This is a genomic window from Streptococcus sp. 10F2, assembly GCF_054331515.2.
The window spans coordinates 1-14,448 of sequence record NZ_JBTGGE020000044.1; the positions used below are offsets into that span (position 1 = coordinate 1).

General features: G+C 43.7%; 11 protein-coding genes and 1 pseudogene. 10 read left to right on the forward strand and 2 right to left on the reverse strand.

What is annotated here, in order from left to right; translation table 11 throughout:
* Positions 1-400: 400 nt before the first annotated feature.
* From ACXM1Q_RS07240 to ACXM1Q_RS07270, 7 genes are all read left to right on the forward strand, one after another.
* Positions 401-1,306 carry a DMT family transporter gene (locus ACXM1Q_RS07240; RefSeq protein WP_458517490.1) on the forward strand — a complete coding sequence of 302 codons (906 nt, stop codon included), beginning with the start codon at positions 401-403 and terminating at the stop codon, positions 1,304-1,306.
* A gap of 53 nt (positions 1,307-1,359) precedes the next feature.
* Positions 1,360-2,745, forward strand: coding sequence for a helix-turn-helix domain-containing protein (locus ACXM1Q_RS07245; RefSeq protein WP_458517491.1), 1,386 nt, complete (start codon positions 1,360-1,362; stop codon positions 2,743-2,745).
* A gap of 106 nt (positions 2,746-2,851) precedes the next feature.
* Complete coding sequence (gene glpK / locus ACXM1Q_RS07250) at positions 2,852-4,375, forward strand: glycerol kinase GlpK (protein ID WP_458517492.1); 1,524 nt, start codon at positions 2,852-2,854, stop codon at positions 4,373-4,375.
* Between the two features lie 130 nt (positions 4,376-4,505).
* Positions 4,506-6,329, forward strand: coding sequence for a type 1 glycerol-3-phosphate oxidase (gene glpO / locus ACXM1Q_RS07255; protein WP_458517493.1), 1,824 nt, complete (start codon positions 4,506-4,508; stop codon positions 6,327-6,329).
* Positions 6,330-6,339: 10 nt separating this feature from the next.
* The gene (locus tag ACXM1Q_RS07260) at positions 6,340-7,044 is read left to right on the forward strand and encodes an MIP/aquaporin family protein (protein ID WP_458517494.1); all 705 of its coding nucleotides are present in this window, start codon (positions 6,340-6,342) and stop codon (positions 7,042-7,044) included.
* A 63-nt stretch (positions 7,045-7,107) separates the two neighbouring features.
* The gene (locus ACXM1Q_RS07265) at positions 7,108-7,656 is read left to right on the forward strand and encodes a 5-formyltetrahydrofolate cyclo-ligase (protein WP_458517495.1); all 549 of its coding nucleotides are present in this window, start codon (positions 7,108-7,110) and stop codon (positions 7,654-7,656) included.
* Entirely contained in the window at positions 7,634-8,299 is a 666-nt protein-coding gene (locus tag ACXM1Q_RS07270) for a rhomboid family intramembrane serine protease (protein WP_458517496.1), read from the forward strand. The genes ACXM1Q_RS07265 and ACXM1Q_RS07270 overlap by 23 nt, the downstream gene beginning before the upstream one ends.
* Positions 8,300-8,428: 129 nt before the next feature.
* Here ACXM1Q_RS07270 and galU read toward each other — a convergent pair whose 3' ends face one another.
* Together galU and ACXM1Q_RS07280 are read right to left on the reverse strand one after the other, a co-directional pair.
* A complete protein-coding gene (galU, locus tag ACXM1Q_RS07275; RefSeq protein ID WP_458517497.1) occupies positions 8,429-9,337 on the reverse strand; it encodes a UTP--glucose-1-phosphate uridylyltransferase GalU in 909 nt (302 codons plus the stop codon).
* A gap of 2 nt (positions 9,338-9,339) precedes the next feature.
* Entirely contained in the window at positions 9,340-10,356 is a 1,017-nt protein-coding gene (locus ACXM1Q_RS07280) for an NAD(P)H-dependent glycerol-3-phosphate dehydrogenase (RefSeq protein WP_458517498.1), read from the reverse strand.
* Positions 10,357-10,536: 180 nt separating this feature from the next.
* Here ACXM1Q_RS07280 and ACXM1Q_RS07285 point away from each other — a divergent pair, with 180 nt between their 5' ends.
* The 3 genes and pseudogenes from ACXM1Q_RS07285 to ACXM1Q_RS07295 all read left to right on the forward strand — a co-directional run.
* Positions 10,537-12,243, forward strand: coding sequence for an ABC transporter ATP-binding protein (locus ACXM1Q_RS07285; RefSeq protein WP_458517499.1), 1,707 nt, complete (start codon positions 10,537-10,539; stop codon positions 12,241-12,243).
* Position 12,244: 1 nt separating this feature from the next.
* Entirely contained in the window at positions 12,245-14,041 is a 1,797-nt protein-coding gene (locus tag ACXM1Q_RS07290) for an ABC transporter ATP-binding protein (RefSeq protein WP_458517500.1), read from the forward strand.
* 206 nt (positions 14,042-14,247) lie between these two features.
* A pseudogene (locus tag ACXM1Q_RS07295) lies at positions 14,248-14,448 on the forward strand (IS4 family transposase); the annotation flags it as partial.

A 14,448-nucleotide genomic window follows, 5' to 3' on the forward strand; every position in this document is an offset into this window, starting at 1 on the left:
CTCCAGAATTAAATCCTATTGAAAAAAGCTGGGCTATTTTAAAAAAATCAGTTACAGAATTACTTCGTAAAATGGACTCTATAACTGATGCAATAACATACTATTTAAAAACTAAATGACTATACAATCTGAAGACTAGAAAATTTCAAAGAGATGACGAGTAACGTCGAAGCATACGCAATCCATCAATCCATCGGCTCATCAAAGAGGCTTGCCAAAGTCAGCAGGTGATATTGAATAAGTCTCAGGTATTCGATTGCTAAAAACTTCCCTTTCTCTGTTGACAAGTTCTAAGAGTTTCTCAAATCGTGAGAATTACGAGGGTTAAAGAGATTTTTGAAAAGTATTGACGAACGGGATCGGTCGACTTATGGTATAGTAAAGAGGAGGAGGTGAAGGAATGAAAAATCAAAAGCAAAGAATTGTTCAAGGAACACTTTATGGAATAATATCGGGTATTGTCTGGGGTCTGTGTGGGATTATTGGTCAATACTTTTTTTCTCATTACACGGTGGAAACGGGATGGATTACCTCCATGCGTCTTTTGATTGGAGGAGTGGTTTTACTGACCTTAGCTTATGTCCAAGATCCTGCAGGGCTCTGGCGGATTTGGAGAGATTCGAAAATGTTACTACGTTTTTTTGCCTATACGATTCTAGGTCTCTTTTCGGTTCAATTCTTCTTTTACCTATGTATTCAATATTCAAATGCGGCCACGGCAACGATTTTACAGTTTACAGCGCCAGTCTTTATTTTGCTCTATACGGGTCTATGGAAGAAGCATCCTGTTTCTAGTAAATCCATTCTGTACGTGTTGTTAACCATGCTTGGAGTGATTTTATTGGTGAGTGAAGGTGATCTGAGTCAGCTCTCCATTAGTCCGATGGCCTTGATGGCTGGTCTTTTAAGTGCGGTTGGGATTCTGTTTAATACCACCTTGCCGACCTACTTTATGAGCCACTTTGGTTCTCTCTATACTTTAGGTTGGGGTCTTTTGGTAGCAGGGATTTTTTCTAATTTTCTCTATCCCGTTTGGCAAGTGACTTTCCAAGTAGATGCTATTAGCTTCTCCATTTCGGCCATTATTGCTCTTTTTGGGACTGCCTTGTCCTTCTGGATTATCTTGCAGGCTCTCACATTAGTGTCTCCTCTAGTTATCTCGGTAGTCGGAGCTAGTGAACCTCTGGCCTCCATCTTACTGAGCTTGGCCTTTTTAGGCCTGGAGCCTCATTGGTCGCTCTTTGTGGCTTCTCTGTTGATTTTGCCTTCTATGGTTCTGCTTTCCATAGAAGAAGAGAAGGTTTAATCGTGTCAAAAAGAAAAGGGGCCTCTACAGTTAGCCCTGTTTGGGAGTAAAAAATGGATTGTGCACAGTTAATGGACAAGGTAGAAGCTGCCTCTTATAGGATGATGACCACCCTCCTACAGGAGGGTGGGCCTTTGTCTATGGGAGAGCTTCGCATGCGAACAGGTTTGTCTCGAAAGACGTTTCTGAAGTACTTGGGGGAATTTAATGAGCTCTTAGACCGAGAAAAACTGGGGGCTTATCTGAGTATCGAGCAGGAGTTTGTGCGGTTGCAGGCTGGACCGCAGTTTCGCTTGCCGGCACTGACAGGTGTTCTTTTACGGCGTTCTTTGCGTTTTCGGCTGTTGGAAGCTATCTGGTCCCAACAAGTCTTTACGATTCAGACTTTATCTGCTCGTTTTCAAATCAGTGAAGCAACCTTGAACCGGCATTTACTAGGCCTTAACCAGTTGTTGGAAGAGTTCGGTTTGGTGATTCAGAATGGCCGTTTGCGAGGGAGTGAGCTACAGGTGCGTTTTCTAGCTTTCTGCTTGTTACGGGAAATGACTCTCCCAGAAGATTTAGCTAGAATCCAGCAGCAGGCAGATTATCAGCAGTTTCAAACTGCTATACGAGCAGTGATTCAGAAGGATTCGGGCTTAGACTTGCCTATTTGGTGGTCTTTGGCTCAGGTACGGCAACGTTTTCGGCAGGAGCCTTCAGAAGCTTTACAGCTCTATCAAGAACATCCTACTTTTCAACAGTTGGTGGGGGGATTGGCAAGTTTAGATTGGGATTCTTCGGAGCTAAGCCTTTTGTTTGCTTTTTTACTAGGCCAAGGTCTATTAGCTAGTAGGGAAATGGAAAAATTTTTGGCTTTTGGAGGCCCCATTCAGGATAAGGTAACAGAGTTGCTTCAGGCTCTCAAAGAATTAGGCGTCTCTTTACAGGGGCCAGGTCCAGTTTTAGACGATTTGGGTCGCCTAGCTAGTCAGGTCTATTTTTTTCAAGGGGGTCTTGTTAGCTGGGAGGGCGAGGGGATCTTGCGTTCCTATACCCGGATTCATCCTCAATCTTGGATTACGGTAGATGTTGCCCGTTCTTTAGCCCAACGTCTGGTTGAGGAGAAGGATAGCCGTTTGTTGGCATTTGAATGGGATTTTGTTCAGATTTTAGATTATCTAGGGGATTTGAAACAACCCATGAAGCGTTTGGCAGTGGATTCTCATCGTTCGCCTTTGGTTTTGGCGCGGATGGTTCGAACTCTCAAACAGTACCTGCAACATAATCGTTTAATTGAAGTTGAGACCTACCAAGCTGGGGTCAATTACAGTTTGGTTGTGACAGATGCTGCTTGGCGATCTTATTCTAACCAACCCCTTTATGTCTTGAAAGAAGATTTATTAGGCTATGACTTGGAAGTTATTCGTGAGCTTCTTCAAACTGATAGTATTTTGTGATTTATTCACAAAATACTATCAGTTTTTTTTGTAAAAGCAAAAAAGTTGATAGGATGAGAATGAAAGCGTTTGATATACTGAACATAGAATAAACCTTAGGAGGTCGATGATGACTGAAACATATATTATGGCAATTGACCAGGGAACGACGAGTTCGCGGGCGATTCTTTTCAATAAAAAAGGAGAGAAGGTTGCTAGTAGTCAAAAAGAATTTACGCAGATTTTCCCAGAGGCTGGTTGGGTAGAGCATAACGCGAATGAAATTTGGACATCTGTTCAGTCGGTTATTGCAGGAGCGTTCATTGAGAGCGGCGTGAAGCCAAGTCAGGTAGCGGCTATCGGGATTACAAACCAACGGGAGACTACGGTGGTTTGGGATAAGAAAACAGGCCTACCGATTTACAATGCTATTGTATGGCAATCGCGTCAAACAGCTCCGTTAGCGGAACAATTGAAGCAGGATGGTTATACAGAATTGTTCCATAAGAAGACCGGTTTGGTGATCGACGCTTACTTCTCTGCAACGAAGGTACGCTGGATTTTGGATCAGGTACCAGGAGCTCAAGAGCGAGCTGAAAAAGGTGAATTACTCTTTGGAACCATTGATACTTGGTTGGTTTGGAAGCTGACAGACGGAGCTTCTCATGTGACAGATTATTCCAATGCAGCTCGGACAATGCTTTACAACATTGAGACCTTGGAGTGGGATGATGAGATTCTTGAAATCTTGAATATTCCAAAAGCTATGCTGCCGGAAGTACGCTCTAATTCTGAGATTTATGGTAAGACCGCTCCATTCCACTTCTATGGAGGAGAAGTGCCAATCTCAGGGATGGCCGGAGACCAGCAAGCAGCTCTCTTTGGTCAATTAGCCTTTGAGCCTGGAATGGTGAAAAATACTTACGGAACTGGATCGTTCATTATTATGAATACCGGTGAGAAGATGCAGTTGTCACAGAATAATCTCTTGACGACCATTGCTTATGGAATCAATGGCAAGGTTTACTATGCCCTTGAAGGTTCAATTTTTATTGCGGGTTCAGCTATTCAATGGCTACGTGATGGCTTGCGGATGATTGAAGCTTCTCCAGAATCAGAGACTCTGGCTCTCGCTTCTCAAAGCAACGACGAGGTATATGTTGTACCAGCCTTTACTGGTTTGGGAGCTCCTTATTGGGATCAAAATGCTCGTGGTTCAGTCTTTGGCTTGACTCGTGGTACAAGTAAAGAAGACTTCATTAAGGCGACTCTTCAATCGATTGCTTATCAGGTTCGGGATATCATTGATACCATGCAAGTAGACGCTGACACAGCTATTCACCTACTCAAGGTTGATGGTGGAGCAGCGATGAATAATTTCTTGATGCAATTCCAGGCGGACATCTTGGGTATTGATATTGCACGTGCTAAGAACCTTGAAACAACAGCCTTGGGAGCAGCCTTCTTGGCTGGATTAGCTGTTGGTTATTGGCAAGATTTGGACGAGTTGAAGACCTTGAATGAAACAGGACAACTTTTTGAGCCATCGATGAATGAAGCGCGTAAGGAACAACTCTATAAGGGTTGGAAAAAAGCTGTTAAAGCGACTCGGGTCTTTGCGGAAGATTCTGATACTGAAAATCACTTGTAATCTTAAATGTCAGAATCTCCCTGAATGAAAGGTCCATTGGACCTTTCATTCAGGCTTCATAATTTAGTAAGGAACGAACTTGGACTTATACTCTATTGTAGAGAGTATTAGATAGGAATAGGTATTAACCATGGAATTTTCAAAACGAACCCGCACTCGGGCATTGGAAAAAATGCAAGAACACACACTAGATCTTCTCATCATTGGTGGGGGGATTACAGGAGCTGGTTTGGCTTTACAGGCTGCAGCTTCAGGCTTGGATACTGGTTTGATTGAGATGCAAGACTTTGCGGAGGGAACCTCTAGTCGTTCAACGAAGTTGGTTCACGGTGGTTTGCGTTATCTCAAGCAGTTTGATGTAGAGGTTGTATCCGATACGGTTAGTGAGCGGGCGGTGGTGCAACGAATTGCACCTCATATTCCGAAACCAGATCCAATGTTGTTGCCGGTTTACGATGAACCAGGTGCCACCTTTAACCTTTTCCGCTTGAAAGTGGCTATGGATTTGTATGATCTTTTGGCTGGTGTAAGCGGCTCTTCCGTTGCTAACCAAGTTCTCAGTCGGGAACAGGTTTTGGAGCGGGAACCTGACTTGCGTAAGGAAGGATTGGTGGGTGGTGGTGTCTACCTTGACTTCCGTAATAATGATGCCCGTTTGGTGATTGAAAATCTCAAACGAGCGAATCAAGATGGGGCTTATTTGGCGAACCATGTCAAAGCAGAAGGTTTCCTCTTTGAAGGAGATCGCATTGTTGGGGTTCAGGCCCGTGATTTATTGACGGATCAAACTCTAGAAATTCGGGCTAGTCTCGTTATAAATACAACTGGCCCGTGGTCTGACCAGGTTCGGAATCTCAGCAATCCTGAACAGGCCTTTAGTTTGATGCGCCCAACTAAAGGGGTTCACCTAGTAGTGGATTCTAGTCGTTTGAAGGTTAGTCAACCGGTTTATTTTGACTCTGGCTTGGCTGATGGTCGAATGATCTTTGTTCTTCCGCGTGAAAATAAAACTTATTTTGGAACAACGGATACGGACTATCAAGGTGATCTGGCTCATCCTCGGGTGGAACAAGAAGATGTGGATTATCTCTTGCAGATTGTTAACCATCGTTTCCCAGAAGCTCACTTGACCGTTGCGGATATTGAAAGTGGTTGGGCTGGTCTGCGTCCATTGATTGCGGGGAATAATGCCTCTGATTACAATGGTGGGGACAACGGTTCCCTTAGCGACGATAGTTTTGAGCAGTTAATTGGGGCGGTTCAAGCTTATCTCGCAAAAGAAAAAACAAGGGAAGATGTGGAGCACGTTCTGAGCAAAATGGAATCGTCTACTTCTGAGAAAAGCTTAGATCCGTCTGCGGTATCACGTGGTTCTAGCTTGGAACGAGATCCAAATGGTCTTCTAACCTTGGCAGGTGGTAAGATTACAGATTACCGCAAGATGGCCGAGGGAGCTATGGAGCTTATTTTGCAAATTCTTGCAGAGGAGTTCCAGCGGAACTTTACTTTGGTGCATTCGAAGACTTATCCGGTATCAGGTGGGGAGCTCAATCCACACAATGTAGAAGCGGAATTGGAGGTCTTTGCACAATTGGGAGTGGCTCGTGGTTTGGATAAGGATGAGGCTAAGTATTTGGCGAACTTGTATGGCTCAAATGCACCGAAGGTTTATGCCTTGGCCCACGAAGTCCAAGCTGCTCCGGGCTTGAGTTTGGCAGATACGCTATCTCTCCATTATGCGATGAAAAATGAGTTGACCTTGAGTCCAGTTGATTTCTTGCTTCGCCGAACCAATTACATGCTCTTTAAGCGGGAGCAAGTAGATGCGATTAAGGATGCGGTAGTTGAAGAAATGGCTCGTTATTATGATTGGAGCACAGAAGAAAAGGCTGCCTACCAAGCAGAATTGGAAGCTTGTCTTGCAGAAAATGATTTAGCCTCTTTGAAGGCATAAGGAGAACAATATGTCGAATGAATTTTTAGGAGAATTTTTAGGGACAGCCTTGCTTATCCTTTTGGGGAATGGGGTAGTGGCAGGGGTTGTTCTTCCCAAAACCAAAAACCATGATGCAGGTTGGATTGTCATTACAGCTGGCTGGGGTCTGGCCGTTGCGATTGCAGCTTTTGCGGTGAGTAGCTTATCCCCTGCTCATCTGAATCCTGCTGTATCTCTAGCCATGGCACTTAATGGCTCTCTACCCTGGGCTTCTTTTGGTAGCTATGTAGTGGCGCAATTCCTTGGAGCTATGTTTGGACAAATCCTAGTTTGGCTCATGTACAAACCTCACTATGATACAGCAGAAGATCCAGCTGCAATCTTGGGAACCTTTGCGACAGGTCCAGCTCTTCGAGACAATGTTTCCAACTTGATTTCTGAAATCTTGGGTACCTTCGTCCTTGTCTTGACACTTTTAGCGATGGGAACAGCTAATATTGCTGCGGGAGTATCAACCCTATCTGTAGCGGCTCTGATCATTGGTATTGGTCTGTCTCTCGGAGGTACTACTGGATACGCCATCAATCCAGCGCGCGACTTGGGTCCACGCTTGGTGCACTCTCTTTTACCGATTTCAAACAAGGGTGATGGCGATTGGTCTTATGCTTGGATTCCAGTCGTAGGTCCTCTTCTCGGTGCGGTTTTGGCTGTGTTGGTTTACGGATTGTACTAATACGAACTCCACGTTTTTAAGGTAGTTGGCTTAGCCAACTACCTTTTGTGTTATGATAAGATTATGAAAAAAATCTTGCGAAAGAGGGGACTAGAAGTTCTTAAGCAACTGTCTCCAGAAAGAAAAAGGCTTGCCGACCAGCGGGTGATAGGGAAGTTGCTGGATTCACAGGCTTATCGACAGGCAGAAGTAGTCGCCACCTATCTCTCCCTAAGCCATGAAGTTGATACCCAAGCCTTACTTGTTCAAGCTCAATTAGATGGCAAACGGCTCCTAGTTCCTAAGGTTTTAGGACCTGGTCACATGGTTTTTGTGGATTATGATCCTAAGTATCTAAGAACAGGTGCCTATGGAATTTTGGAACCCACGAACGATCCTGACCCGAGTCTACATTTAGTCACTATTGATTGGATGCATGTGCCTGGGATTATCTTCCGTAAAGATGGTTACCGGATTGGCTATGGGGGAGGTTATTACGACCGTATTTTAGCTGATTTCCCTGGCTGGACCGTGGCAACGGCCTATTCTAGTCAACTGCGCGACTTCACTCCTGAAAGTCATGATCAACCTGTAAAGGAGCTTCTTATCGATGATGTCACAATTGAAATATAGTCCTGTAACTTGTTTGTTTGTAGCTCTCAATGTTTTTCTATTTCTGATGATGTATGTCGTATCAGGTGGTATGGTAGAGGATTCTCGCTTGCTTATTCAGTTTGGGGCTCTTTATCCACCGCTGATTCAATGGGATTTAGGTCAATCCTACCGCCTATTGTCGGCTATTTTTGTGCATATTGGTTTTATGCATTTTTTCTCCAACACCTTGACGCTCTATTTTCTCGGCCAGCAAATTGAAAGATTGTATGGCTCGGCCCGTTTTTTCTTGATTTATCTTTTAACGGGTCTGATGGGTAATCTATTCTGCTTGGTGTTCAGTCCCGAGTTCATCGTAGCAGGGTCTTCGACCTCCATCTATGGACTCTTTACAATTTTGGTAGTGTTACGGTGGCTTCCGAATCCCTACCTTCAACACTTAGGTCAATCCTATCTTCCTCTTTTGGTTATGAATCTAGTCTTCAGTTTGGCTCCCGGTATTAGCCTAGCAGGGCATTTGGGTGGTCTCTTGGGAGGAGCTTGTTTGGCTTTGTCGCTTCCTCTACATCCGTACGGCCTTGTTCATGGACGTAGTGGTCAACTACTGGGTCTCGGTATTTACCTAGGATTGTCAGTGCTAATCTTAGCCAAGTTCTTATTTTGAAATGGGTCTGGCATTTGAAACTATTATTGTCGTAAATTTTTAGTGATTATGAAAAAACCACAGATAGGCTCTAGCAAGATTGGATTTGCTGGAGCCTATCTGTGGTTTATTTTCTGAAATTCTAGCGTGTTATTTTAATTTTTTCTGAGGACGGTTCGTTTTTTCTAGCTCTTTTCCGAGGTCAATGATGTATTGTTTGAGATTATCTTTGACTTGTGGGTGACGGAGAGCATACTCAATTGAGGTCTTCATGTAACCATATTTATCGCCGACATCGTAGCGTTTTCCTTTGAATTCACGAGCAAAAACACGTTGAGTCTTATTGAGAGTATCGATGGCATCTGTTAGTTGAACTTCATTACCGGCACCTGGAGCTTGGGTTTCCAAGATGTTGAAAATCTCAGGGGTCAAAAGGTAGCGACCGATAATGGCTAAATCACTTGGAGCCTCTTCAGGAGCTGGTTTTTCCACAAAGGTTTCCACAGAGTAGAGTCCGTTAGTGCCTTTTCCTTGAGGGGCGATAACTCCGTAAGCAGATACTTCTTCGTGAGGAACTTGCATAACGGCGATGGTTGAAGCATGAGTGTTTTCGTAGTCATTCATGAGTTGGCGCGTGAGAGGAACTTTGTCCTCCATGAGGTCATCTCCTAGCATAACCACAAAAGGCTCATTTCCGACGAAGGCTTTGGCTTGTAAAACAGCATCCCCTAGTCCACGTGGATGGCTTTGGCGGATGAAGTGAAGGCGGATACCAGTTGTTTCATCAACCAGTTTGAGGAGTTCATCTTTTCCTTTTTCTTTTAGGTTGTATTCCAATTCAAAGTTTGAATCAAAGTGGTCTTCAATGGAGCGTTTGGCTTTACCTGTTACAACTAAGATCTCCTCGATACCGGATTGAAGGGCTTCTTCGACGATAAATTGGATTGTTGGTTTGTCAACAATGGGCAACATCTCCTTAGCAAGAGCTTTGGTAGCTGGTAAGAAGCGAGTTCCAAGACCAGCTGCAGGAATAACGGCTTTTCTAACTTTTTTGTTCATGCTTAACTCCATTCATTTTCTTCTTTAAATTCATTGGTCATCATTTCTGTGATGGCCTCTTTGATGGGACGATTTTCATAAATGACTTGGTAGATACCTTGAGTAATGGGCATATAAACTTCCAATTCTTGGGCTAGTTCATAGGCAACCTTGGTAGTGGATAGACCTTCAATCACCATGCCCATTGAGGCCTCAATGGACTCCAAGTCTTGTCCTTGTCCCAGGGCATAACCGGCACGCCAGTTCCGGGAATGTTTGGAGGTACCGGTGACGATGAGATCTCCAACACCAGATAACCCACTATAGGTTAAGGGGTCAGCCCCCATCTGAACTCCCAAACGGGTAATTTCTGCTAATCCACGGGTGATAATGGCTGCCTTAGCATTATCACCATAACCTAGGCCTGCCAAGACACCAGCTCCAACTGCGATAATGTTTTTGAGGGCACCTGCCGTCTCAACACCGATGACATCAGTGTTTGTATAGAGGCGGAAGTAAGAATTGCTGAAGAGTTTCTGGGCATAGCGGGCTGCTTCTAAATCTTTGGAGGCAGCCGTAATCAGTGTGATGTCGCGGACAATAGCTTCTTCTGCATGACTAGGTCCGGAGACAACCACGATTTCAGAGCGAAGCTCTGCAGGAAGCTCTTCTTCTAAGATTGTAGACAAGCGTTTGTGACTGCCTGGTTCGAGCCCTTTGGAGGCGTGGAGAACTTTGACAGGGTGGTCCAGATTTGCGGCGACTTGTTGAGCGACCAGGCGTGTGACCTTGGTGGGGACAACGAAGAGAATCGCATCTGTATCTGTCAGTGCTTGTTGTAAATCGCTGTAAGCTTTAATGCTTGAGGAGAGAGTGACATCCTTGAAATAGCGGGAATTTTGGTGGCGAGTGTTGATTTCTTCAACTTGCTCGAGGGCATTGCCCCAGAGTCGGACCTCATGGCCGTTGTCATCTAAGACCTGGGCTAAAGCGGTTCCCCAAGACCCGGGACCCAGGATGGTAATGATTTGTTTTTCCATAGTTCCTTCTTTCGTTGTAGTCCCTTTCATTTTATCATAATCTAGGGGGATTTAAAAATGAAGTGAGGGTTGCGATACTTAGGAATTTGTGTTACTATGCTAGAACAATCTGAAGAAAAAGAAAGCATCCTGTTCACTGAGGTGAACCAGGAGCTTTTTTGTGGAATGAAGGAGGAAATCATGCTGAAACAAGCACTAAAACCTTATAAATGGTATGTCTTGGGGTCTGTTTTCATGGTTGTTGTCATTGTGTCGAGTGCCTTGTTACAACCTAGTTATTTAAGCGACGTCTTGGCAGCTGTCATGGAAAATGACCAAGAAAAGATTGCGTCGATTGGTGTTTGGCTCTTGGGAATTGCAGGAGCTGGTTTGTTGGCAGGGGTTGTGAATACAGTCCTAGCAGCTAAAATCGCGCAGGGAGTGTCCGCGGATTTACGGGAAGCGACTTTTCGTAAAATTCAGACTTTCTCTTATGCCAACGTGGAGGAGTTTAATGCAGGGAATCTTGTTGTTCGGATGACCAATGATATTACACAGATTCAAAATCTGATGATGATGCTCTTTCAGGTCTTGCTTCGCTTGCCGATTCTCTTTATTGGTGCCTTTGTCTTGGCTGTCAGAACTCTTCCAAGCCTTTGGTGGGTTTTGGTTCTAATGGTATTGGCTATTGGTGGACTTATGGCTGCCATCATGGGGCGTCTTGGTCCTCGTTTTGGTCTCTTTCAAACCTTGATGGATAAGATTAATGCCATTGCGAAAGAAAATCTTCGTGGGGTTCGAGTTGTAAAGTCGTTTGTGCAAGAAAAAGCTCAGTATGCTAAGTTTAAAGAAGTTTCAAATGACCTGTTGGAACTGAATCTTTTCATTGGTTATGGTTTTTCGATTATGATGCCAGCTGTGACCTTTATTGCTTACATGGCGACCTTTCTATCCATCTACATGGTCTCGCAATTGGTAGAGACAGAGCCTGAGGCAATTGGGAATATCGCTTCCTTTATGACTTATATGATGCAAATTATGTTTTCAATTATGATGGTCAGTTTCATGGGGATGCAGGCTAGTCGAGCTTTTGTTTCTTTGAATCGAATCAAGGAAATCTTGGATACCGATCCCGCTATGGATTTTGTCGAGGGAGGACTAGAGGATCTTGAAGGAAGTCTGGTCTTTGATCATGTTACCTTTACCTATCCTCATGATACCGATCCAACCCTTAAAGATGTGAGTTTTGAAGTGAAACCTGGACAGATGATTGGGGTTGTTGGTGCGACAGGGGCAGGGAAGTCTACCCTAGCCCAACTGATTCCACGTCTGTTCGACCCGCAGGAAGGCAGTATTTCCATTGGCGGTCGTAATCTGAAGGAAGTGTCCCAAGAGACCTTGCGGCAGTCGGTTTCGATTGTTTTGCAAAAAGCGATCCTTTTTAGTGGGACGATTGCAGATAATCTTCGCCAAGGGAAGTCTGGAGCAGACTTATCTACGATGGAGAGAGCGGCTGCCATTGCTCAGGCTCAGGAATTTATTGATCGTATGAGTGATTCCTACGAGAGTCAGGTAGAAGAGCGCGGTAACAATTTCTCGGGTGGTCAGAAGCAGCGGATGAGTATTGCCCGTGGTGTTATTGGAAATCCTAAAATCCTTGTTCTGGATGATTCGACCTCTGCCTTGGATGCAAAATCTGAAAAATTAGTACAGGAAGCCTTGAATAAGGAACTAAAAGGGACAACAACAGTTATTATTGCCCAGAAAATATCATCTGTTGTGAAGGCAGATAAGATTCTTGTACTGGATGAAGGTAGACTAATTGGTCAAGGAACACATGCAGAATTAGTAGCTACCAATGATGTGTATCGTGAAATTTATGAAACTCAAAAGGGAAGGGAGGACTAATATGAAAACAGCACGTTTTTTCTGGTTTTATTTTAAACGCTATAAACTATCCTTTCTATTTATTTTTCTAGCGATTATTGTGTCAACTTACCTCCAAGTTCAAGCTCCGGTATATCTAGGGAATGCCCTATCTGAGTTAGGGACTTGGGCTCAGCAGTATTTTGAAGCTAAAGCAATTAGTGATGCAACAGGAGCCACCTTGGTTAAGCCGAGCATGGAGGCTTTTGGCTCCATTATGTGGAAATTATTTTTAACCTATTTGTTCACGACACTCTCGATGTTAATTTATATTCTGCTCTTTACACGGATTGTGGCACACTCCACCAATCGGATGCGGAAAGGATTATTCGGGAAGTTGGAGCGTTTGACGGTATCCTTCTTTGATCGGCATAAGGATGGGGACATCTTGTCACGTTTTACTTCGGACTTGGATAATATTCAAAATTCTTTTAATCAAAGTCTGACACAAGTAGTTTCAAACATTGCTTTGTATATTGGTTTGGTTTGGATGATGTTTGTGCAACATGCACAATTGGCTTGGGTGACTGTAGCTTCTACGCCAATCGCCTTTCTATTGTTGGTTTTTATTGTGCGTATGGCTCGAAAATATACCAACCTTCAACAAGCTGAAGTAAGTAAGCTGAATGCTTACATGGATGAAAAAATCTCTGGTCAAAAAGCAATTATTGTACAAGGGGTTCAGGAAGAAACGATTGAAGGCTTTATGGTCTTGAATAACCGGGTGCGCCAAGCTACGTTTAGAGGCCGTTTCTTTGCAGGTTTGTTATTCCCAGTTATGAACGGGATGAGCTTGATCAACACGGCTATTGTGATTTTTGTTGGTTCGACCTTGGTTCTCAACGATTCGTCGATGACGACGGCGGCGGCTCTTGGTTTGGTTGTTACCTTTGTACAATACTCCCAGCAGTATTACCAGCCAATTATGCAAGTGGCTTCGAGCTGGGCTGAGTTGCAATTAGCCTTTACAGGAGCTGGTCGTATTCAAGAAATGTTTGATCAGGAAGAGGAAATCCGTCCAGTCAATGCTCCTCACTTTACAGAATTGAAGGAAGGAGTCAACATTGAAGGGATTGACTTTGGCTATCTTCCTGGTCAGAAAGTGTTGAACAATGTTAGTATTGAGGCTCCTAAGGGGAAAATGGTGGCCGTTGTTGGACCAACTGGTTCGGGTAAGACAACAATCATGAACTTGATTAACCGTTTCTATGATGTCGATGCTGGCTCCATTAAATTTGATGGTCGTGATATTCGGGACTATGACCTAGATAGCCTACGGCAGAATGTTGGTATTGTTCTTCAGGAATCGGTTCTCTTTAGTGGAACTATCCGTGATAATATTCGTTTTGGTGTTCCGGATGCCCCTCAAGAAATGGTCGAAGCTGCTGCTAAAGCAACTCATATCCATGACTTTATTATGACTTTACCAGAAGGCTATGACACCATCGTGGACGATGACCAGAATGTCTTCTCGACAGGTCAAAAACAATTGATTTCCATTGCTCGAACTCTGATGACAGACCCACAGGTCTTAATTCTAGATGAAGCGACCTCTAACGTTGATACCGTGACGGAAGCCAAAATTCAAAGTGCTATGGAAGCCATTGTGGCTGGTCGGACCAGCTTTGTAATTGCTCACCGTCTCAAAACCATTTTGAATGCGGATGAGATCATTGTCCTTAAAGATGGACAAGTCATTGAACGTGGGAACCATCATGAACTATTAGTGCAAGATGGTTTCTATGCAGGTCTTTATAAAAATCAATTTGTATTTGAATAGAGATTGCTTTAAAGAATTTGAGAAAGTGGGAAACACGTGCAATTGCAGGTGGCTCCCCAACCACTTTGTCAAAGAACTTTTATTAACAAAAAAGAGGCTGCTACTAGCCCAATGTCATTAAGTTAAGGTTTTACTAGACAAAAGTCTGGTAAGCCTTTTCTTTTTATTTCTAAAAGGAGTAAACTAGCAATAAGGGAGGTGTGAATATGATTCTTAGTGTCATTAAATCTTTAGAAAAATGTGTTCATGATCTTTCATTAAATCTTGAATCCTATGTAAAGGATCCTGGTAAAGACTTTTCTCGTTCCCGTTTACTCACTTTCGATAAAATGATTTGGACACTTCTCCAAATGGGGGGAAAGAGTCTATCAAAAGAACTTCTGGACCTTGGACTTCCAGTTTCAAAT

Excerpts from the sequence above, each read along its gene's own strand:
- ACXM1Q_RS07240 (WP_458517490.1), top strand. The coding sequence starts at position 401 with ATGAAAAATCAAAAGCAAAGAATTGTTCAAGGAACACTTTATGGAATA.
- ACXM1Q_RS07270 (WP_458517496.1), top strand. The coding sequence starts at position 7,634 with ATGATGTCACAATTGAAATATAGTCCTGTAACTTGTTTGTTTGTAGCT.
- ACXM1Q_RS07265 (WP_458517495.1), top strand. The coding sequence starts at position 7,108 with ATGAAAAAAATCTTGCGAAAGAGGGGACTAGAAGTTCTTAAGCAACTG.
- glpK (WP_458517492.1), top strand. The coding sequence starts at position 2,852 with ATGATGACTGAAACATATATTATGGCAATTGACCAGGGAACGACGAGT.
- ACXM1Q_RS07260 (WP_458517494.1), top strand. The coding sequence starts at position 6,340 with ATGTCGAATGAATTTTTAGGAGAATTTTTAGGGACAGCCTTGCTTATC.
- ACXM1Q_RS07290 (WP_458517500.1), top strand. The coding sequence starts at position 12,245 with ATGAAAACAGCACGTTTTTTCTGGTTTTATTTTAAACGCTATAAACTA.
- ACXM1Q_RS07245 (WP_458517491.1), top strand. The coding sequence starts at position 1,360 with ATGGATTGTGCACAGTTAATGGACAAGGTAGAAGCTGCCTCTTATAGG.
- ACXM1Q_RS07285 (WP_458517499.1), top strand. The coding sequence starts at position 10,537 with ATGCTGAAACAAGCACTAAAACCTTATAAATGGTATGTCTTGGGGTCT.
- glpO (WP_458517493.1), top strand. The coding sequence starts at position 4,506 with ATGGAATTTTCAAAACGAACCCGCACTCGGGCATTGGAAAAAATGCAA.
- galU (WP_458517497.1), bottom strand. The coding sequence starts at position 9,337 with ATGAACAAAAAAGTTAGAAAAGCCGTTATTCCTGCAGCTGGTCTTGGA.
- ACXM1Q_RS07280 (WP_458517498.1), bottom strand. The coding sequence starts at position 10,356 with ATGGAAAAACAAATCATTACCATCCTGGGTCCCGGGTCTTGGGGAACC.